Raw genomic sequence first — 20,043 nt, 5'->3', positions numbered from 1 at the left:
CCCCGTGAACGGGGAGAAGGAAGTTCACGCATTCCACAGACCCTTTTTCTTCATTTCCTCCATCTCGCGTGCGGCACGTTCGCGCAGGCGTGCGTCGCGTAGCAGCTTTTCGACGGCGGCGTCGTCGGACTTGTCTGAATAGCGGAACTCGCTGTCGGCGTAGCGGTTGATCTCCTGCATGACCATGTCCATCGAGAACGGCCCGCGCAGTTCCTCAATCATGGCCTTCTTCTCGTCATAGCCCTTGTGCATGAAGGCTTCGGGCTTCTCGAACCAGTCGTCGGGAAGCTCGATATCCATGGCGCGCATCTTGATGGCGTCGGTGACGTTCTTGATGGCGCGGCCGGTGAAGCGCGGCTCGGCATCCTTGATCAGGTGCAGATAGGTGCCAATGTCTGCCATCGATTTCGGCGCGCCGTTCTCCTTCATGTAGCGCTCGTAGACCTTGATCAGCCCGTCTTCCTGCGGCTTCTCATGCTCCTCGTAGGCCTCGGTCACGGCGCGCTGGATCTCCTGCGCGGCGTAGAGATCGTGGTCGCCGAGCGGGATCTTGTGGTTCTTGCCGGCAAGCAGCACGAAGATGTCGATGTAGTCGTCGCGAGTCTGCGGACCGTCGACCAGCCAGCGGGCGCCGGCGCGCTGGCGCAGCGCATCGTCGACATTTTCGGGGTAGTTGGAGAACATGCCGAACGAGCAGTTGCCGCGCACCACCGTGCCGGCACCGGCGAAGGCATCCATCAGCACGCCGGTGATCTCCTGCTGGCCGGCGGAGGCGCGGTCGTCGGAGCGGCGCGCCGCCACCTGGTCGATGTCGTCGATGGTGCCGAAGCCGATGACGCGCGGATTGAGCACATTGTTGATGAACTGGCGGCAGTTCTGGCCTGATTTGCCCTGGTAGGACGAGATCTGGTCGACGCCGAAATTCTCATAGGCGAAAGGATAGCCGGCGACCTGACTGTAGCCGTTGACGAGGCCGGCGATCATCTGGATCAGCGTCGTCTTGCCGGTGCCGGGGGCGCCGTCGCCGATGAAGGTGAACAGGAAGCCGCCGAGTTCGACGAAGGGGTTGAGCTCACGCTCGAAGTCGTAGGCCATCAGCATCTTGGCGAGCTTGACCGACTGGTATTTGGCGATGTGGTTGCCGACCACCTCTTCCGGCGTCTTGAAGGTCATCACCAGTGGCTTCGAGCGCTTGCCCGGCGCGACGTCGAAACCGTCGAGGGTGAAGTCATCGGCATCGATGCGGATATGGGCGTTCTCGAATGGGCCAATGCCGTCGAAGCGACCCTTGCGCGCCAGCAGCCCGTCGATGGCGACGCGGGCGAAGGCGCGTGCCCTGGTCATCAGATCGGCATCGTCGGACGAGCCCGATATCGCCTTGTCGAGGCCGGCCAGGATCGACTTCACCGCATCCTGCGGCGTGTCGAACAGGAAGTCCGGCTCCGGGATGTCGTTGGGCGCCTCGCCATCGCTGTCGATCAGCTGGAACAGATAGGAAGCGAGGCTGAAGGCCGAGATGTAGGCCGAGGCCGACAGAAGCTTCTTGAAGGTGGATGCTTCGTCGCCTTCGAGCGGGGCGCGGGTGTTCCTGGCCTGCAGGCTTTCAAGGTCCGAGCCTTCGGCAAAGACGTCCGATATGGCAAGTGCAATGGCCGTACCGCGCCGGGCGCGAAACAACAGAGTGTGCTGCGGGATGGTCAGCAGCTGGTCGTCGGGATGGACGGCGCCGACGGTCTTCGACAGCTCGACCTCGCGCGTGCGCCGCACCGAGCCGACCGAAACTGTCGAGACGAAGCGGCGGTTGGTGCCGGCCAGCGCCGTGCCGGACTCGCGTGAAGGGTCTTCCAGCACGACGATGCGGGTGATGAAGCTCTGCGCGGTGGCGCGGTGCTTTTCGATCGAAGCTTCCGGAATGGTGGTCAGGCCGGTATCCATGAAGAGTGCTCCGTGGTGTGACGGTCAGACGTCTGAGATGACCTGTCCGTTGGACAGGATGTGGACCTTGTAGCCGGCAAAGATCTTCTGCGCCTCGCCGGCGGCGTAGAGTGCCTGGTAGGCCTCGTGCGGGATCAGGGCATGGTTCTCGTAGCTGGACACACCCTGGCGCGCGGCTTCGAGGTCATCGGTGTTGATGAAGAATTCCTGCGTCGTCTTCTCGCTCGAAAACAGCCCCTTGCGGCCGGGTTTCTCGCTCTTGGAATAGACCTCCTGGATGGTCCAGGTCAGAAGCCAGGCATTTTCCGGCTTGCGCACCTTGGCCAGCACCTCGGTCACCGTCGAATTGTTGTCGGTGATCCCCGCCGAATAGAACGGGCCGAGCACGACGCGGCGCAACTGCTTGGGATGCAGCGGCTCGAAATCGTTGTCGAGGTTGACGGCGATGGTCGCCGGCGACAGCGTGTAGGCCGAATTCTTCTCGGTGAAATCGTCGAAACGGTGGGCCAGCTCGGGATTGAGCAAGCCATCGACCGGCAGCGGAATGTCGACCTTGTCATTGAGCTTGCCGTTGCTGTCGACGAGCTGACGCACCATCGCGTCGGAAGAATCCTCCACCGTCACCATGTAGACCAGCGGCAGGTTGGCGCTGCCGTCGAACGTCGCCCAGTGGACGAGGTAATACGGCCGCGCCGTCTTTGGATTGACCGAGACCTTGGCCGTCTGCGCCAAGGTGAACGGGCCGAACGTGTTTTCGCTTTTCACGTCCTCGAGATAGAGCCGCTCGGCCATCGACTTCTGCAGCGCCTCGGGGAATTCCTTGTGGCGCAGGATGAAGTCGGCCATTTCCTCGCGCAACTCTCCGGCCAGCGGAATGTTGGCAAGCCGCGCGTCGGCCTGGCGACGGTCGTTTTCGAGTTCGAGCAGGTTCTGGAAAACCGGGAAGCCGCTTTCGGCGCGCGAAATGCGGAACGTGTCCATGAAGCCCAGCCGGTTGCGCCAGCAGGCAAAGGACTTGTCGAGCCGGGCGATGTATTCGGCGACGATCTTGGCGACGATGCCATGCCGGTAGAGCGGCGAGCGATCGTCGCGCATGAACACTTCAAGGCCGCTCAGTGCGGCCGTGATGGCCGAGAAATACCGTGCGGCCGCTTCGTTTTCGGGGGTCATGCCTGTGCGCTCGCGGGCAGTCCATTCACCCCTAGGACTGCACGTAGTTTGACGCGTTGTGCTTCTTCAGCACCTCGTCGAAGCGGCGGGCAAAGGCATCGTCGGCCAACTTCTTGCGGCGCTGGATGTCGGAGCTGGCGACCATGTTCTTCTCGTGCATTTCAAGCAGGTCGCCGATGTGTTTCTGCGAGGCGGCACCGATGCCGGCCATGGTTTCCTCGGCGGTGTTGTCGACCTGGCTGCCAAGCGTGTTGATCTTGTGGGCGACGTCCTGCTGGGCGGCGGTCTTCAGCGAATCCTCCAGCGCCTTGTAGAGCACGATGCGCTGTTCGGTATCGATGGTCAGCTTGTTGATCAGCGTCGACTGCGCGGCGATCTGGTTGTTGAGCGAATCGACGAAGGTCTGGAACATCGAGGTGTAGCGTTCCAGCGTCTGGCTCTCGGCCAGCAACTCCTGCTCCTTGGCCTGCTTTTCATTGTATTCCGTCGCCAGCTTGGAGCGTTCGCCTTCGAGTTGCGTGCGGTCCTTCTGGCTGGTGGACGCGGCGATCTTGTTTTCGATGTCGAGCAGCATCGGGTTGAGCTCCTCGATGCGCTTCTGCACGGCTTCGAGGTTGGACATGGTGGTCTTGCGGCGCTCTATGACCTGCGACAGGCTGGCCTCGGAGGTCTTGTAGCGCTGGTCGAGGACCTCTTTCTGCGCCTTCAGGATGCCGACAATGGTGTCGGATTTGGCCAGCAATTCCTGCAGGTTGCCAGCCAGCGACATGTTGCGGACGCGATCGGTGCGCATGCGCTGCTTGCTCTGGCTGGAGAACATGCCGACGAAGTTTTCCCAGCCGGTGTAGTTCTTCATGCTTTCGAACTCGGCGCCGAAGACGTTGGTGGCGTCCTCCAGCCCGATGATCAGGTCGGCGATGTTGCCTTCCATCACCTTCTGCTGCTTCAGTACGTCCTCGATGCGGGCGTTCTCGATGTCGAAATTGGCGTCGCCGATCTTCTTGTCGGCGGTGGCCAGCGTATCAAGCACGGTGCCGGACTGCTCGATCTTGGTGCGCATGTCCTGCACGACCTGCTTGGTTTTGGCAATTTCGGCATCGAAATTCTGCAATGTCGCCATTGGGGCCTCCCGCTTCGGCATCACGTCGCTGGTCGCGAACAGCGGCGAATATATGTGGGGCATCCGGGGATTGAAAGACGCAAGACAAGACCCGCCCCGAAAACAAAAGAATTCGCCACGGTCTTGAAAGTCAATCAAGGTGTGGTCATGGCGTGATTAGCTTACCGGCCAAGCGTAGTTCAACTGTCATTGAACTTCTGTGCCGGCAAAGCAGTCAATCTCCGCTGGCGCGGACGCCCTGGAATTCCAGTTGCAGGCGTAACATATCCGGCCAAGCCTGCGTCGTCATGCGACGCAGCCGGCTGTTGCTCAGGGCTTGGGATCGGCCTTCAGATAGGCAATGACATTGGCGATGTCGTCGTCATTGGTCAGGCCGGCAAAGGCCATCTTGTTGCCGGGCACCTTGAGCCGAGGCGCCTTGAGATATTCGGCGAGGTTGGCTTCATCCCACACCAGGCCGGCAGCACCGGCGCTCTTCATCGCCTCGGAGTAGTGACCAAGGAAGCTCTCGGCGCTACCAGCGGTGCGGCCGACAACGCCCAGCAGATGCGGGCCGACCTTGTCGCGGTTGGTGGCTGCTTCATGGCAGGCCATGCACCGGTTGAAGACATGCTTGCCCAGCGCCGGGTCACCGCCGGCATGTGCGGCAAGCGCGGTGGCGAGGAGAAGAATGCTGGCAGAAAACGCGGCTCGAAACATGGCTGACCCCGGAGAGCTCTGGCTGGCGGTCTTATAGGACCGAGGCCTTAACAAACGCTGCATCGTTGCGGGATTGGGAGGCCTGCCCGAATCTCGCCGCACCGGGCCGGGGCCTTCGTTGTTACGCATGTCGTTGTCCCAACCGCTGCGCACTTTTTGGCGACATGCATTGGGCCGTTACCCTATCAGGCCCGGGTGAAGCCGATGAAATCGTCGGGTGCGGCGCGGCCCATCTCTTCCTCCCAGTGGCGGCGGCAGAGCGAGACATAGACGTCCTTGCCGATCGCGACCTGCTCCCCCTGACGTGCCACCTTGCCGTCGGCACCGAGGCGCACCACCATCGTCGCCTTGCGGCCGCAGCGGCAGATGGTGCGCACCTCGCGCAAATCGTCGGCGATGGCCAACAGCGCGCGCGAGCCGGAAAACAGATTGCCCTGGAAATCGGTGCGCAGGCCGTAGCACATGACCGGGATGTTCAGCCGGTCGGCGATGCGGGCGAGCTGCCAGACCTGCTCCTCCTCGAGGAACTGCGCCTCGTCGACGAAGACGCAATGCACGGTCGTATGCTCATGATGATCGGCGACGCGGGCGAACAAATCGTCGCCGTCGCGGAACATCTCGGCTTCCGTCTCCAGGCCGATGCGCGACGAGATCAGGCCGCTGTCGCCCTTCCGGTAGTGGCCGGCGACGAACAGCATCGTGCGCATGCCGCGCTCGCGATAATTGTACGACGCCTGCAACAGCATCGTCGTCTTGCCGGCGTTCATCGTCGCATAGTGGAAGTAGAGCTTGGCCATGCCGCCCTTTTAAGCCGACTTATCCCGGCGCGGGGAGGGGGCGCAGCCGCATTCCCCCAAAAAACGAACCCGCCCCCAAAAAACGACAGCCGCGCAGTGCAAAAGCAGGAAGCGTGTCGCTGATTGACAAGCCTGCGCCGTTGATCGTGATTGCCTTAATGCTTGAAACCACACCAGAATGGTGTTTGGCTGACAGAACAAGGCGGGCAGAGAAACCGTAACTTCGCTTCGCCAAAGAATCGCAATGGGAGAATATCTATGTCGCGCATGAATTCCTTCGTCGCCGGCCTCGGCCTGGCGGCTCTGTTGTCCACGAGCGCTGCCTTCGCCGGCGATCCGGCAAGCTGCAAGGCGGTGCGTCTTTCCGATGTCGGCTGGACCGACATCCAGGCGACGACCGGTGTCGCTTCCGTTCTGCTGACCGCGCTCGGCTACGAGCCGCAGACGATCCAGCTGTCGGTGCCGGTGACCATGGCGTCGCTGAAGAACAAGGATCTTGATGTCTTCCTCGGCAACTGGATGCCGTCGATGACCAACGACATCAAGGATTACACCGCCGACGGTTCGGTTGAGACAATCAGCACGAACCTGACTGGCGCCGGCTACGGCATCGTCGTGCCGACCTATGTCGCGGATGCCGGCGTCAAGTCGCTGACCGATATCGGCAAGTTCAAGGACAAGTTCAACGGCAAGATCTACGGCATCGAGGCCGGCAATGACGGCAACCGCATCATCCTCGACATGATCAAGAACCCGAAGGACAATCTCGAAGGCTTCGAGCTGGTCGAATCCTCGGAAGCCGGCATGCTGACGCAGGCCGAGCAGTCGATGAAGAACAATGAGTGGATCGCCTTCCTCGGCTGGACGCCGCATCCGGTGATGGGTGCCATGAAGATCACCTATCTCGACGGCATGGGCGACAGCGGCTTCGGTGCTGCCACCGTGTTTACCAATGTGCGCAAGGGCTACACCACGGAGTGCCCGAATGCAGGCAAGTTCATCGCCAATCTGAAGTTCAATCTGGACATGGAAGGCCAGATGATGGACGCGATCCTCAAGGGCGGCGATGCCAACACTGTGGCGAGCGACTGGCTGAAGAAGAATCCCGGCGCGGTTGCGCCCTGGATCGCCGGTGTCACCACCTTTGATGGCGGCGATGCGGCGGCGGCGATCAAGACCGCGCTCGGAAGCTGAGCCGACTGTGATTTCGGCGTGACCGAAATAAAGGGCAGCCATTCTGGAAAAGGCTGCCCTTTTTCATATCCTGTGACAAGATGACGTTGCGACATCAGAGGCCGAGGGCAGGGCGGTCTCCTGCATGAGAGGGGCGATATGGATCCGATTTCGAAATTCATGGTCGATCACAAGATACCGATCGGCGCCTGGGGAAAGGCGTTCTTCGGCTTCCTCACCGACAATTTCGACACTGTCTTCAGGGCCTTTTCGAATGGCCTCAATTTCCTGCTCGACGGGTTGGTCGACATCCTGCTGCTGGTGCCGCCGGTGCTGCTGGCGCTTGTCATCGCCGCCATCGCCTGGCTGCTGCAGCGCTCAAGGCCGCTCGCAATTGGCGTCTTCCTCGGCCTGATCTTCATCATCAACCAGAACCTGTGGAAGCAGACGGTGCAGACGCTGGTGCTCGTGGTGGCTGCTGCTGCGATGGCCATGGCCATCGGGGTGCCGCTCGGCATCTGGGCCGCGCACAAGCCGAAGGTCTACCGCATCATGCTGCCGGTGCTCGACCTGATGCAGACGCTGCCGACCTTCGTCTACCTGATCCCGGTGCTGACGCTGTTCGGTCTCGGCAACGCGCCCGGCCTCATCGTCACCATCATCTTCGTCATCCCGACCGCGGTCAGGCTCACCCATCTCGGCGTCGTCTCGGTACCGAAGTCGATCGTCGAGGCAGGCGAAGCGTTCGGCGCCACCAAGAGCCAGCTGTTGTGGAAGGTGGAACTGCCCTCGGCGCTGCCAACCATCATGGCCGGTCTGACGCAATCGATCATGCTCTCGCTGTCGATGGTGGTGTTCGCGGCGCTGATCGGCGCCGGCGGCCTCGGCACTGAAATCAACAGGGCGCTCGGCTCGCGCCGCATCGACCTCGGGCTTGAAGCGGGCCTGGCCATCGTTGTCCTCGCCATCGTGCTTGACCGGATGACCCGCATTGCCGTTGGAGGCAAGAAATGACCGTCGCCGTCGATTTCAGAAACGTCGATATCGTCTTCGGCGCCGACCAGGCCGGATCTCTGGCAATGATTGACGCTGGAGCCACCCGCGCCGAGATCCTCGAAAAGACCGGCAATGTGCTGGGTTGCGCAGGCGCCAGTCTGACCGTGAACGAGGGCGAGATTTCCGTGCTGATGGGCCTGTCCGGTTCGGGCAAGTCGACATTGTTGAGGGCCGTGAACCGGCTGAACGTGGTGTCGCGCGGTCAGGTGCTTGTCAAGGACGGCGACAAGACCGTCGACGTCGTCACCTGCGATGAGGTGACGTTGAGAAGGCTGCGGCAGAAGCAGGTAGCTATGGTGTTCCAGCAGTTCGGCCTGCTGCCCTGGCGCACGGTCGAGGAGAATGTCGGCCTCGGCCTCGAACTCGCCGGTGTTCCGGAAGCCGAGCGCAAGGAGCGCGTCAAAAAGCAGTTGGAGCTCGTTCATCTCGACCAGTGGTCGAAGAAATACGCGCATGAGCTTTCGGGCGGCATGCAGCAGCGCGTCGGCCTGGCCCGTGCCTTCGCCACCGAGGCGCCGATCCTGCTGATGGACGAACCGTTCTCGGCGCTCGACCCGCTGATCCGCACCAAGCTGCAGGACGAATTGCTGCAGCTGCAGGCCGAGTTGAAGAAGACCATCATCTTCGTCAGCCACGACCTCGAGGAGGCGCTGAAGATCGGCAGCCACATCACCATCATGGAAGGCGGCCGCATCGTGCAGACCGGTGCGCCGGAAGACATCGTGCTGCGGCCGGCCAACGACTATGTCCGCGACTTCATCGCCAATGTGAACCCGCTCTCGGTGTTGACCGCCTGGAACGTCATGCGCGACCGCCGCGACCTGGAGCACGGCGACAATGGCTGGGTATGGCTCGACCGGCGCAAGACGACGCGATTCAAGATCGACGAGCACGGGCTGGTGGCGGCGGCCGAACGCGACGGCAAGCCGGCGGTCTGGATGTCATGCGCCGATGTCGAGGGCCAGCCGGAGGAAGCGGCGCAAGTGTTCTGGGCCAATCCCGGCACATCGCTGAAAACCGTGATGCTGGCCATGCACCGTTCGCAGACCGCACCCGTGGCGCTGTTCGACGACCAGTCGCGCTTCGTCGGCGCCATCGGCATCCGCGACGTGCTGAGCGCGGTGCTGCGGCGGTAGCGCCAGGCTTCGGCTGCGGCCTTCGCTGCAGCGAAGGCTGCCTGGTGGTTCCAGATCGCCCTACGCCGCCAGCGGCAGGCGCAGTTGCGTCAGCAGGCCACCGCCCGGGTTGTTGGACAGGCTGATCTCGCCGCCGGCGGCTCGCGCGATGTTGCGGGCAATGGTCAGGCCGAGGCCGAGACCGCCGGTCTGGCGGTTGCGGGATTGTTCAAGGCGCACGAACGAGCCGAACACGGCGTCGATCTGCTCCTGCGGTATGCCCGGCCCTTCGTCGCGGATGGTGAGCAGGATCATGTTCTCCGAGCGGCGCAAGCTGATATGCGCCTTTTTGCCGTAGGTGATCGCGTTCTGCATCAGATTGGTGACGCAACGCCTGAGCGCGACCGGCCGCGCCATGCAGATCAGGCCACGCGAGCGGGTGTCGTCATCGAACGAGACGTCGTCATAGCTGTCGGCGATCGACTCCACGAGCGACCAGAAGTCAATGCGTTCGCTCTTTTCCTCGGTCACCTCGAAGGTGGCGAAGTCGATCACCGAGCTGGCGATGCTCTCGACATCGGCAAGATCGTGCGCCAGCGCCTCGCGAACCGCCGATTTGCGCAACAGCTCCAGGCGCAGGCGCATCCTGGTCATCGGCGTGCGCAGATCATGCGCCAGCGCCGCCGCCAGATGTTCGCGGTCCTCGACATATTCACGCAACCTGGCCTGCATGGCGTTGATCGCCTTGGCGGCGGCACGCACCTCGCGGCTGCCGCTTTCGGCGATCGGCGGGCTCTTGAGATCCTTGCCGATCCGGTTCACGGCGGTTTCCATCATCCGGTAGGGCGCCGTCAGCCGGCGCAGCGACCAGATCGACATGATCACCACCAGGCCTGCGATCAGCGAATAGAGTGGCAGGCTGTCGAAGCTCAGGATCGGGCCTACGGGCGTGATCGGCTCGGTGAAGTTCAGCCACTGGCCGTCGGCAAAGCGCAGCGACGCAGTCAGCTTGTCGCTTTGGGCGAAGTCGGCGGCCAGCACCAGCAGGTCGCGCTCGACCTGGCCGATATCCGGTCCCGGCGCCATGCCGGTGGCATCGTCGGCCTCGCGCGTCGCCGGGTCGCGCCGCACCCGCGCATCGGTGATGCCGAATTTCGACAGCCGGCCGACGAGGATGTCTTCCAACTCCGCCAGTTCGTCGTCGCCGGCGATCGACGAGGTGACCGCGGGCGTGTCGGTGACGGTAAGCGCGTAGGTGGAATTGAACAGGCCGGTCGCCGTCGCCTTGCGTTGCTCCGGACTGGCGTCATGCATGAGCTGCACCAGCGAGAAGGCACGGTCGTTGAGACGGTAGAGGTCGACGACGTCGTTGGCGGCGGCGCGGTCGCGCGACACGATGTAGAGGGTCGCGACCTGGCTGATCAGCAGGCCGGCGATGACGATCAGCAGCACCCAGACAGGCAGGGTCTGCGGCAGGAAACGTCTCATTCGGAGGTCGTCTCGGGCAGGAACTGGTAGCCGCCGCTGCGCACGGTCAGGATCAGCTTGGGCGTCTTCGGGTCGTCTTCCATCTTGCGCCGCAGCCGGCTGACCAGGATGTCGATGCTGCGGTCGAAGGAATAGTCGCTGTCGCCGCCGGACAGTTCGATGAGCTGGTCGCGCGTCAGCACGCGCTGCGCGCTCTTGACGAAGGTCTGCAGAAGGTTGAATTCCGCCATGGTCAGTTCGACCCTGACATCGTCGGGGGCAATCAGCCGGCGCCGCGAACAGTCCATCGTCCAGCCGGCGAAGCGGTAGATCTGCTTGGTGGTGGCGCGCTTTGGCTCGGCGGCGCCGTTGCGCCGCAGCACGGCGCGGATGCGCGCCAGAAGTTCGCGCGGGTCGAACGGTTTGGGCACATAGTCATCGGCGCCCATCTCCAGGCCGACCACGCGGTCGGTGGTCTCGGTGACGGCGGTCAGCATGATGATCGGTGTCGAATACTGGGCGCGAAGGTCGCGGCACAGTTCCAGCCCGCTCTTGCCGGGCAGCATCACGTCGAGGACGATGAGGTCCACTTGCGCGCGGCGCAGGATGGCCTCCATCTCGGTGCCGTCGGCGGCAACCGAGGTGTGCAGGCCCCGCTTCTGGAAGAATTCCTGCAGCAGGTCGCGGATGCCCTTGTCGTCGTCGACGATCAGTATGTGTGCGTCGGATTTCACAGCAGCCCTGTCATTGTTTGATTGCCAAGCCCTTCTGTCCCAACCCACACGATAGAATTCAGGCCATATGTTGGCCAGTGGTGATGATGCGTCCCACACCGGCTTTCTCAGACACAATCCAGAAACAAAATTCTACAGTTCAGAAAAACTCCTGAAAAAATACAAAGGCATAACTGGTCTCGTGGCGGTCAGGTCATCGGCTGCGACGCTAGTCTCCGGGTTTACGGATAAACCGATGCCAAGGTTGTCGATCAGTTTGTTGGGTGCGTTGCTGGGCATTTGCCTGGTTACTGCCGCTGTCGAACAATCGGACGCAAAAGTGACGCTCACCACCCGGAGCGAACGGTGCGCCAATCTCAGCCACCAATTTGATGAAGCCCTCGAAACCCATGCCGCGGCAACGCAGGTCACCGCGGCAAAGGCACTTCAGAGAAAGGGTAACCGGTACTGCGCCGCCAAGAAACAGGCACAGGGCATCCGGATGCTCGCCAACGCTTTGAAGCTGCTTGGAGTGACGCCGAACGACCCGGTTCAGTAACGCTCGAAAACTCGACCCGCTAAAAAAGGAAGTGAAGCCATGAAGAAGTCCATCCTCTCCGCAACCGGTCTCGCCGTCGCTCTCGCCTTCGCGATGCCGGCTCTCGGTAACGCCGCTGCCACCACGACCGCTGCTCCGGCTGCTTCGACGACGACCACCGCTCCGGCTACTGCCGCCCCGGCCAAGACTGCTCCCAAGAAGGTCGTCAAGAAGACCAAGAAGCACAAGAAGGCTCCGACGAAGGCCGTCAAGAAGGACGCCCCGAAGGCTTAATCCAGATCGGGCATAACTTGCCCGTCCGCGACAAGGCCGTTCCAGTTGTTTTTCGGCTGGGGCGGCCTTCTTCCTGTCCGACCGCTGAAAGCCCTGATATCGGCGATGTAGCGGACGGTTAGCCTACCGATGTTTGGCCGAAGCCTCGCGCCGGCAGCTTCCGCCCCGACCGACTTTAACCCGTTTGCAATGCCGGCCATGTAGGACAATCCGCATGAAGAAGCGGCTTTCGTCCACTCTGCGTTCGTTGGTGCTTGGCGGTCTGGTCGCCACCGGCGCCGCAAGGGTGCTGATTCTACTCACCGCCAGCCCGGTGCCCGATCCGGCCAGCGGACGCACCGAGCCTTCGCTGTTCGCACCGGAGATTTCCACCAACTGGGACTACATCACGCCGGCACAGACCTGGGTGCTGATCGTTCTCACCGGCACAACGCTGATCTGCGTCATTGCGTGGCCGATTGCGGCATGGCTGGAACGCCGGGCGGATGCGGGCGGAAACCGCCTTCGGTCCGATACGCGCGTCCGTCACGGCCGCGCGGCAGATTCCCGGCCGCCGCATCTTCGGCCGCCAGGACCGTTGAACGGCAACCGAGACTTTCCCACATAGTTGTGAATGACGGCGCCCTCCGGACCGGCTTTGCGCGTCAATCAAAATGGACGGCTGAATTCGCTGGTGTCAGAATGCGGGCCAGGTCGCTTGCGCAAAATTGTCGGTTCCGATGCCTGAAATCACCACAAAACCGCGTACCGAGGTCAAGCCGCAGACCGAGCGGCCAAAGCTCTACAAGGTCATCCTCATCAATGACGATTTCACGCCGCGCGAATTCGTGGTGACGGTGCTGAAGGGCGAGTTCAAGCTCAGCGAAGACCAGGCGCATAGGATCATGATCACCGCGCACCGGCGCGGCGTGTGCGTCGTTGCCGTCTTCACCAAGGATGTCGCCGAGACCAAGGCGACACGGGCGACCGATGCCGGCAAGGCCAAGGGCTATCCGCTGCTGTTCACGACAGAGCCGGAAGAGTAGCCCTACCGCCCCTCGCGGTACCACATCGAGCCCATCGCCAGAAGCAGCAGGCCGAGACCGAGGAAGCCGCCGAACAGCGGTACGCGCGAGACCGCCTTGAGCACGCTGTCGTCCGTCGTGCGCAGGCCGATCCAGTCGCTGCCGGTGGCCTGACCGGAAGAGCGCACCGGCACAATGGAGGGCAGCGTAATGTCACTGCCAAGGGCCGTGGATGACGCCAGTCGCCGCACGCTGCCGCCGGTGGCTTCCGCCGGCGTTCTCAGCCGGTTTTCCGTGGAAATGACATCGGCGAATTCCGGCGCGTTGACTGGCCCGACATGGGCGAGCGCGGTGAGGTCGCCATTGGCGACCTGGTAGAGGCCGATCTCGCTGGTCTCAACGCTGCCGAGGAAGACGCCGGGATCGGATTTGTCGAGCTTGACGGTCAAGGTCTTGCCGGACGGGGTGATGATCTGCGCCGGGCCGGGAGCATCGGCCATGGTCTGGCGGCGGATTTCCAGCACCATGCCGCGGCCGTCGGCGGTCAGCCGCTCCTCCTCGAGATCAGGCTCCTTCATCAGCCAATGCGCGATGCGCCGGTAGAGCTGGACATGCGGGCCGCCGCCCTCGAAGCCGCGCGCCCACAGCCAGCCCTGGTCGGACAGAAGCATGCCGACGCGGCCCTCTCCCTTGCGGTCGAGCAAGAGCAGGGGCCGGTTGTCGGCGCCCTTCATCACCACTTCGCCTTCGGGATTCTGCACGCCGATGGTGCGGAACCAGCGGCTCCAGTGCGGCGGCTCGGTGGCCGAACCGTCGAGCCCGCGCGTCACCGGGTGGCGCTGGCCGAGGTCGGTAAGGCGCGGATAGAAGGCCTTGTCGACCACCTCGCCGGTCGGCATCGCCGGCAGGGCCGACATCAGCGGTGTGCGTGCGATCGAGCTTTCACCGGCATATTCGGGCCCGGCCGCGATCAGCAGCGCGCCGCCCTTTTCGACATATTCGGAGATGTAGTCGTAATAGAGGATCGGCAGCACGTCGCGGTGCTGGTAGCGGTCGAAGATGATGAGATCGAAATCCTTGATCTTCTCGACGAACAGTTCGCGGGTCGGGAAGGCGATCAGCGACAATTCGTTGATCGGCGTGCCGTCCTGCTTTTCCGGCGGCCGCAAGATGGTGAAATGGACGAGGTCGACCGAGGCGTCGGATTTCAAGAGATTGCGCCAGGTGCGCTCGCCGGCATGCGGCTCGCCGGAGACGAGCAGCACACGCAGGTTTTCGCGAATGCCGTCGATGAGCGCGATGGCGCGGTTGTTGGTGTCGGTCAGTTCGCCCGGCTCGCGGTCGATGGCGAGCTCGACGATGTTGCGGCCAGCACCCGGAATGGTCACCTGCAGCGGCATGGCCTGGCCGACGGTGGCATGCTCGACCGCGACCTGCTCGCCATTGACCGAGACGCGCACTTCGACCGGGCCGGTCTCGTTTTCCGTCGAGATGACGCGGTAGGTCATGTCGAGCGGCTTGCCGACAAGGCCGAAGCGCGGTGCGTTCTCGAAGCGGATGCGGCGATCCTTCTCGTGATCGTTTCCGGTGATCAGGGCATGCAGCGGCGCGTTGAAATCGGGGCTGCCTGCGGGCGCGTCATGCACCTCGCCATCGGTGATCATGATGGCGCCGCCAATGCGCGACGGCGGCACGTCGCGGAAAGCGCCTTCGAGCGCGCCGAACAGCCGTGTCTCGGTGCGCTCCTCGGCGGCTTGCGATTTGCCGGCCTCGACGACGCGCACGTCGAACTGCTTGAAGCGGCCAAGACGCTGCTGCAGCCCGGCCAGTGCCTCGTCGGTCTGCTTGGTGCGGTCGCCGATATCCTGGCTCTGGCTGCGGTCGACGACGAGCGCGACGACGCTTTTCAGCGGCTCGCGTTCCTCGTTGAGGAACACCGGATTGAACAGGGCGGCGGCGAGCGCCAGCAGGGCGACGAAGCGGAAGACCGCGCCACGCTGGCGAAACCACAGGCCGACGAGTGCCAGAAGCGCCAGCGGCACCAGCACCAGAGCCAGCAAGGGCCAGGAGATCAGCGGTTCGAGGGAGATCGACCAGTTCATGAACTAGCCCCCCCCTTGTTGGGAGGGTAGTTCCGGGTTGGGAACGCAACAAAGTACGTCATCCTACTGCCCCAGCCGTTCGAGCAGAATAGGCACGTGCACCTGGTCGGATTTGTAGTTGCCGGTCAGCATGTACATCATGATGTTGACGCCGGCGCGCAGCGCGTAGATGCGCTGCATCGGATCCGCCGGCACGGTCGGCAGCAGCGGATCGCCATTCTCGTCGACCGCCCAGGCGCCGGCGAAATCATTGGCGGTGATCATGATCGGCGAGACGCCGTCGCCGGTGCGCACCGGCCGGTTCTCGGCATTGCTGGCGTCGAGCGAGGCCTCGACCCAGAGCGGGCTGCCACTGAAGCGGCCGGGAAATTCGGGCAGGATGAAGAAGGATTTGGTCAGCACGTGGTCGGACGGCACCGGCTCCAGCGGCGGCACGTTGAGATTGCCGAGGATGTCGCGCAGCCGCTCCGTCGCCGGGCTGGTCGAATCGGCGCCGATGCCGTTGGCGAACTGGTCGCGGGTGTCGAACAGCACCGTGCCGCCCTGCTGCATATAGGCGTCGATGCGGGCGATCGCGGCCTGGCTCGGCATCGGTGCGGCCGGATCGATCGGCCAGTAGATCAAGGGATAGAACGACAGCTCGTCCTTGGCGATGTCGACGCCGGCCGGCGCACCGGGTTCCAGCGCCGTCTTCTCGACCAGGAATCGGGTCAGGCCTTCGAGCCCGGCGCGGCTGATCGAATCGTCACCCGGCACGCCGGTCAGCACATAGGCGATGCGGGTCTTCGATATCGCTTCGATGGCGACCTCGTCGCCCGGTTTGGCGTCGTCGGCGCGGGCAGGATCGGCATGGCCAAACAGCGCGCCAAGCGCAATCAGGATCGCGGCGGTGGTGGCCACGCCACCGGCACGTCGCGGCCGGCGGTTGAACAGGCCGCCCATCCAGAACACCGCCAGCGTGTCGAGCAGCATCAGCACCAGAGCGGCGACGACCAGCGCGCCCTTCAGGTTGCGCGATTCGTCAAAGGCATACTGGATCGATGTGACCGGAACGGTGATTTGCGGGCGCGCCAGCGGCGCCAGCATGCTTGTGGCTTCGAGCAGGTTGTGGGCGAAGACGCCGGTTTCGGAGCCGTAGAGGCCGGGCGGATTCTCGAAGGTCACCGCCAGCGCGGGACCCGGCACCAGCGGCCGTGCATCCGGCGTCGGCGGCACCAGCGAGCCGTCGGCTGATATCATGCGGTACGGCGCCAGCGAGGTGGCCGCGGCTTCGGCATTGGCGATCGCCGCGCCCTGGTTGCGCGACAACTGCACGATGCGGCGCAGCATCTCGACGAAGCTGCCCGAGATTGGTAGGTTCGACCAGGTCGCCTCGGGCGTGACGTGGAACAGCACCAGCGTGCCCTTGCCTTTCTTCAGTCCGGTGACCAGCGGCGTGCCGTCGGCGAGTGCGGCCCAGGTGCGCTCGACAATGTCGGGCGTCGGCTCGGCCAGCACCTGCCTGGTGACGGTGACTTCCGTCGGCGGCGCAAGATCGGCGAACGGGCCGGCCTTGGGGAATTCGGTGACCGGTTGCGGTGACGTCCATGACAGGGCGCCGCCGAGTGAACGCTCGCCGGTGCGCAGGCGGACCGGCAGCAGGTCGTCGTCATTGCCGGCGGCGGCCAGCCGCGAGCCGGCGAAGCGCACCAGCGTGCCGCCATTGTCGACCCAGTCGACGAGCCTTTGACGGACCTGCGTGGGAATGGTGCCGATGTCGGCCATGACGATCATCGCCGGCTTCTGGTCGAGGATCTGCGGGATGGCGTCGGCGAGGTCGGCGCTGGAGGGTTCGACGAGATCGGCGAAGGGCTGCAGCGCGCGCCTGATGTAGTAGAGCGGCGACAAGAGCGGCTGCGCCTGGTCGGCCTCGGCCTGCGACAGCAGCCCGACGCGGCGGCGCTTGGAGCTTTCGTCAAGGACGCGCACAGCACCGGCCTGGCGCTCGCCGTCGAGCGCGATCGAGGCGAAGTCGTTGCGCAGCTCGAACGGCACCGCCATGGTGCCGGTGGCGGTGGTTTCGCCAGGGGAAAAAGTCAGCGTCGCATCGGCGATGCGGCGGCCCTTGTCGTCGAAAGCACCGGCAGTGACTTGTGCGGGTGCCGGGTCGCCCGGCGCGCGAATGGCGGTCAGCGCAAAGCCATCAACCTGGTTGTCAGCGGTGGTCAGGCCGGTCAGCGACAGCCGGTCTGAACTGGCCCACACGACACGAGCGGCATTTTTCGACAACAGCGTGTTGAAGGCGGCCTCGTCGCCTTTCGCCGCCAGGCCGTCGGCAAGTACGGCGACGCTGGCGCCGGGCAAGCTGTCCAGCACGCCGGCGACGCGGGTATAAACGGCGGGCCGGTCGGTCGGGATCGGTCGCGGCTTGGCGGCGCGCAGCCGGTCGAGAGCAGCGGCGGCATCGAACGGGCCGATTTCCGAATTGGGCTTTTCGGCGGTGAAGGCGATGACGACCGGCACGCCGTTCGAGCCGGCGTCGTTGATCAGCCGCTCGGCGGTGGCGACGCGCTTGTTCCAGTCGGCGGCACTTGCCCAGTCATTGTCGATGACCAGCGCCAGGGCGGCGCCCTCGGCCGGCAGTTTTTCGCGCGGGTTGAACACCGGCTCGGCAAGGGCGGCGACGATGAGAGCCGCCATCAAGAGCCTGAGCAGCGTCAGCCACCATGGGCTCTGCTGCGGCGTCTCCTCGCGCTTGAACACACGCGCCAGGATTTTGAGTGGCGGGAAGACCTCGGTCTGCGGCTTGGGCGGCGTCAGCCGCAACAGCCACCAGATCACAGGCAGCGCCAGCAGGCCCCACAGCACCATGGGGGCGCCAAAGGAGAGCGGCAGCCAGCTCATGCGCCGACCTTTCCGGCACGACCGCCACCGGCGGCCAGCCCGGCATGGCCGCTTGCGGCCAGCCCGGCATAACCGCCATCGGCGGTCATCGCCATGTGCAGGCGCACCAGCGCGTCGGAAGCCAGCCGATCGGTGTGGTTGACGGTAAAGCTCCAGCCGAGCCGCCTGCACCAGGCGGCCAGTTCGTGGCGGCGGGCGGTGTAGAGCAGGCGGTATTCATCGCCGAGCATTTCAGCGCGGCCGGCGGTCAGCTTGTCGCCGGTCTCGGGATCGGTGAATTCGGTGCGGCCGGCATAGGGGAAGGTTTCCTCGGCCGGATCGGCGACCTCGATCAGATGGGCGCGCACGCCATGGCGGGCGAGCACGTCGAGCCAGGCCATCGTTTCCTCGACCGGATCAAGGAAATCGCTGGCGATGACGATGTCGCAGAAGCGGCGGATGTCGGACAGGTCGGGCTTTGCCGGCAATTCGCCGGCATGCATGAGCTGGGCGGCGATGCGCTCGGCGCCGTTGCGGGCGGTGAACGGATCGGTGAGGCCGGGCCAGGCGATGCGCTCGCCACTGCGCGACAACAGCTCGGCCATGGCCAGCGTCAGCACCAGCGCGCGCGATTGCTTGGACACGCTGGCGCCGGTCGATTTGTAGAGCATCGACGGCGACGGGTCGGCCCACAGCCAGACTGTATGCGCGGCTTCCCATTCGCGGTCGCGCACATAGGTGTGGTCGTCGCGGGCCGAGCGGCGCCAGTCGATGCGCGAGGCATCGCCTTCGACATAGGGCCGGAACTGCCAGAAATTCTCGCCGATGCCGCGCTTGCGGCGGCCATGCCAGCCGGCGATCACGGTGTTGACAATGCGGCGCGCCTCGACCAGCAGGTCAGGCACAAGCGAAGCCCGCAACCGGCCACGAGCGAGCGCGTCGCGCGTCGCTGCCGGAGCCTGGGCCTCGCCGATGCGCGCCATCAAATCCCTTTCACCAGCTTCGCCACCACGTCGCGCACGCTGGTACCTTCGGCGCGGGCGGCGAAAGTCAGCGCCATGCGGTGCTGCAGCACCGGTTCGGCCAGCGCACGGACATCGTCGATGGAGGGCGCCAGCCGCCCATCGTAAAGCGCGCGCGCCCTTGTGCACAGCATCAGCGCCTGGCTGGCGCGCGGGCCGGGGCCCCAGGCGACATGCTTGTCGGTTTCGGCATTGCCCTGGCCGGGGCGCGCCGAGCGCACCAGCGTCAGGATCGCCTCGACGACGCTTTCCGGCACCGGCATGCGGCGGATCAGCGTCTGGATCTCCTTCAGCCGCACCGGCTGCAGCACGTTCTGCGCCTTGGCGTCCTCGATGCCGGTGGTTTCCAAGAGGATGCGGCGCTCTGCCTCGATTTCGGGATAGAGGATGTCGACCTGCATCAGAAAGCGGTCGAGCTGGGCCTCGGGCAAGGGATAGGTGCCTTCCTGCTCCAGCGGGTTCTGCGTCGCCAGCACATGGAAGGGCGCCGGCAGGTCGTGGCGGGCGCCGGCAATGGTGACGTGGTACTCCTGCATCGCCTGCAGCAGCGCCGACTGGGTGCGCGGCGAGGCACGGTTTATCTCGTCGGCCATCAAAAGCTGGGCGAAGATCGGCCCGGAGATGAAACGGAAGGAACGCTTGCCGAACTCGTCCTGCTCCATCACCTCGGAGCCGAGGATATCGGACGGCATCAGGTCAGGCGTGAACTGGATCCGGCGTGAATCGAGGCCCAGCACGACGCCCAGCGTCTCGACCAGCTTGGTCTTGGCGAGGCCCGGCACGCCGACCAGCAGCGCATGGCCGCCAGCCAGCAACGCCACCAGCGTACGCTCGACGACGCTCTCCTGGCCGAAGATGACCCGGCCGACCCCGTCGCGGATCCTGGAGATGTCGGCAAGCGCCTTCTCGGCCTCGGCGATCATGTCCGTTTCGCTCATCGGGCTTTCCTTGACCATCACGCTCATGCAGCTTCGAT

The 20,043-nt window shown here is 64.2% G+C and carries 18 protein-coding genes; 7 read left to right on the top strand and 11 right to left on the bottom strand.

Going from position 1 to position 20,043, the window contains the following annotated elements; all coding sequences use genetic code 11:
• Window positions 1-24: 24 nt before the first annotated feature.
• The 5 genes from AC1DZU_RS25930 to AC1DZU_RS25910 form a co-directional block, all read right to left on the bottom strand.
• Window positions 25-1,935 (bottom strand): AAA family ATPase, encoded by a 1,911-nt coding sequence (locus AC1DZU_RS25930; protein ID WP_477289546.1) that lies wholly within the window; start codon window positions 1,933-1,935, stop codon window positions 25-27.
• A 24-nt stretch (window positions 1,936-1,959) separates the two neighbouring features.
• Window positions 1,960-3,105, bottom strand: coding sequence for a hypothetical protein (locus tag AC1DZU_RS25925; protein ID WP_477289545.1), 1,146 nt, complete (start codon window positions 3,103-3,105; stop codon window positions 1,960-1,962).
• A 31-nt stretch (window positions 3,106-3,136) separates the two neighbouring features.
• Complete coding sequence (locus AC1DZU_RS25920; RefSeq protein ID WP_095091695.1) at window positions 3,137-4,225, bottom strand: hypothetical protein; 1,089 nt, start codon at window positions 4,223-4,225, stop codon at window positions 3,137-3,139.
• 309 nt (window positions 4,226-4,534) lie between these two features.
• On the bottom strand, window positions 4,535-4,924 hold the full coding sequence (locus AC1DZU_RS25915) for a c-type cytochrome (protein WP_477289544.1): 390 nt from the start codon (window positions 4,922-4,924) through the stop codon (window positions 4,535-4,537).
• A 185-nt stretch (window positions 4,925-5,109) separates the two neighbouring features.
• Window positions 5,110-5,721, bottom strand: coding sequence for a thymidine kinase (locus tag AC1DZU_RS25910; RefSeq protein ID WP_477289543.1), 612 nt, complete (start codon window positions 5,719-5,721; stop codon window positions 5,110-5,112).
• A 258-nt stretch (window positions 5,722-5,979) separates the two neighbouring features.
• Between AC1DZU_RS25910 and AC1DZU_RS25905 the strand changes: the two genes are divergently transcribed.
• The 3 genes from AC1DZU_RS25905 to choV all read left to right on the top strand — a co-directional run bounded on the left by AC1DZU_RS25905 (window position 5,980) and on the right by choV (window position 9,086).
• Window positions 5,980-6,915, top strand: a complete 936-nt coding sequence (locus AC1DZU_RS25905) for a choline ABC transporter substrate-binding protein (protein ID WP_095090821.1) — start codon at window positions 5,980-5,982, stop codon at window positions 6,913-6,915.
• A 138-nt stretch (window positions 6,916-7,053) separates the two neighbouring features.
• A complete protein-coding gene (gene choW, locus AC1DZU_RS25900; protein WP_095090822.1) occupies window positions 7,054-7,908 on the top strand; it encodes a choline ABC transporter permease subunit in 855 nt (284 codons plus the stop codon).
• Window positions 7,905-9,086, top strand: coding sequence for a choline ABC transporter ATP-binding protein (gene choV, locus AC1DZU_RS25895; protein WP_477289542.1), 1,182 nt, complete (start codon window positions 7,905-7,907; stop codon window positions 9,084-9,086). Before choW ends, choV begins: the two co-directional genes overlap by 4 nt.
• A gap of 60 nt (window positions 9,087-9,146) precedes the next feature.
• Here choV and AC1DZU_RS25890 read toward each other — a convergent pair whose 3' ends face one another.
• Complete coding sequence (locus AC1DZU_RS25890) at window positions 9,147-10,553, bottom strand: ATP-binding protein (protein ID WP_477289541.1); 1,407 nt, start codon at window positions 10,551-10,553, stop codon at window positions 9,147-9,149.
• Window positions 10,550-11,266: a response regulator gene (locus tag AC1DZU_RS25885; protein WP_095090825.1), complete on the bottom strand. Its 717-nt coding sequence runs from the start codon at window positions 11,264-11,266 to the stop codon at window positions 10,550-10,552. The genes AC1DZU_RS25890 and AC1DZU_RS25885 overlap by 4 nt, the downstream gene beginning before the upstream one ends.
• A gap of 235 nt (window positions 11,267-11,501) precedes the next feature.
• Between AC1DZU_RS25885 and AC1DZU_RS25880 the strand changes: the two genes are divergently transcribed.
• From AC1DZU_RS25880 to clpS, 4 genes are all read left to right on the top strand, one after another.
• Complete coding sequence (locus AC1DZU_RS25880) at window positions 11,502-11,804, top strand: hypothetical protein (protein WP_111542844.1); 303 nt, start codon at window positions 11,502-11,504, stop codon at window positions 11,802-11,804.
• A 39-nt stretch (window positions 11,805-11,843) separates the two neighbouring features.
• Window positions 11,844-12,077 carry a hypothetical protein gene (locus AC1DZU_RS25875; RefSeq protein WP_095090827.1) on the top strand — a complete coding sequence of 78 codons (234 nt, stop codon included), beginning with the start codon at window positions 11,844-11,846 and terminating at the stop codon, window positions 12,075-12,077.
• A gap of 214 nt (window positions 12,078-12,291) precedes the next feature.
• Window positions 12,292-12,684, top strand: coding sequence for a hypothetical protein (locus AC1DZU_RS25870; protein WP_477289540.1), 393 nt, complete (start codon window positions 12,292-12,294; stop codon window positions 12,682-12,684).
• Between the two features lie 112 nt (window positions 12,685-12,796).
• Complete coding sequence (gene clpS / locus AC1DZU_RS25865) at window positions 12,797-13,102, top strand: ATP-dependent Clp protease adapter ClpS (RefSeq protein ID WP_095090829.1); 306 nt, start codon at window positions 12,797-12,799, stop codon at window positions 13,100-13,102.
• 2 nt (window positions 13,103-13,104) lie between these two features.
• Here the strand turns inward: clpS and AC1DZU_RS25860 are convergent, their stop codons facing one another.
• From AC1DZU_RS25860 to AC1DZU_RS25845, 4 genes are all read right to left on the bottom strand, one after another.
• On the bottom strand, window positions 13,105-15,183 hold the full coding sequence (locus AC1DZU_RS25860; protein WP_477289539.1) for a hypothetical protein: 2,079 nt from the start codon (window positions 15,181-15,183) through the stop codon (window positions 13,105-13,107).
• 63 nt (window positions 15,184-15,246) lie between these two features.
• Complete coding sequence (locus AC1DZU_RS25855; protein WP_477289538.1) at window positions 15,247-18,066, bottom strand: DUF4159 domain-containing protein; 2,820 nt, start codon at window positions 18,064-18,066, stop codon at window positions 15,247-15,249.
• Window positions 18,063-19,028, bottom strand: coding sequence for a DUF58 domain-containing protein (locus AC1DZU_RS25850; protein WP_477289537.1), 966 nt, complete (start codon window positions 19,026-19,028; stop codon window positions 18,063-18,065). The genes AC1DZU_RS25855 and AC1DZU_RS25850 overlap by 4 nt, the downstream gene beginning before the upstream one ends.
• Window positions 19,028-20,032, bottom strand: a complete 1,005-nt coding sequence (locus tag AC1DZU_RS25845; protein ID WP_184874690.1) for an AAA family ATPase — start codon at window positions 20,030-20,032, stop codon at window positions 19,028-19,030. Before AC1DZU_RS25845 ends, AC1DZU_RS25850 begins: the two co-directional genes overlap by 1 nt.
• Window positions 20,033-20,043 lie beyond the last annotated feature (11 nt).

This window comes from Mesorhizobium sp. P2_A12, assembly GCF_056405075.1.
Note: the sequence above shows the minus strand (reverse complement) of the source record. Positions and strands in the feature narration are given on the sequence as shown.